This is a genomic window from Enterobacter sp. EC_64, from assembly GCF_019584165.1.
Classification (GTDB): Bacteria; Pseudomonadota; Gammaproteobacteria; order Enterobacterales; family Enterobacteriaceae; genus Enterobacter; species Enterobacter roggenkampii.
On record NZ_VDAS01000084.1, the window covers coordinates 1 to 386 of the forward strand.

The 386-nt window shown below is 53.1% G+C and carries 3 tRNA genes; all 3 read right to left on the reverse strand.

Features of this window, described 5'->3' with window-relative positions:
* Positions 1 to 27: 27 nt before the first annotated feature.
* Positions 28 to 114 (reverse strand) — tRNA-Leu (locus tag FHC52_RS22550).
* 42 nt (positions 115 to 156) lie between these two features.
* A tRNA-Leu gene (locus FHC52_RS22555) sits at positions 157 to 243 on the reverse strand.
* Positions 244 to 271: 28 nt separating this feature from the next.
* Positions 272 to 358 (reverse strand) — tRNA-Leu (locus FHC52_RS22560).
* Positions 359 to 386 lie beyond the last annotated feature (28 nt).

Below are 386 nucleotides of genomic sequence, written 5' to 3' on the forward strand. Positions count from 1 at the left end.
AGAAATTCAGAGGGGTTGTAAGATAATTGGTGCGAGGGGGGGGACTCGAACCCCCACATCCGTAAGGACACTAACACCTGAAGCTAGCGCGTCTACCAATTCCGCCACCTTCGCACAGTCATCTTACTCTTTATTGCTATGTTGATATCGCCTCGTTGGTGCGAGGGGGGGGACTCGAACCCCCACATCCGTAAGGACACTAACACCTGAAGCTAGCGCGTCTACCAATTCCGCCACCTTCGCCCAGTGCGAGCAATATCATCGTGATTTATGGTGCGAGGGGGGGGACTCGAACCCCCACATCCGTAAGGACACTAACACCTGAAGCTAGCGCGTCTACCAATTCCGCCACCTTCGCATACCATCGATACTGTAAAAGTATCGTA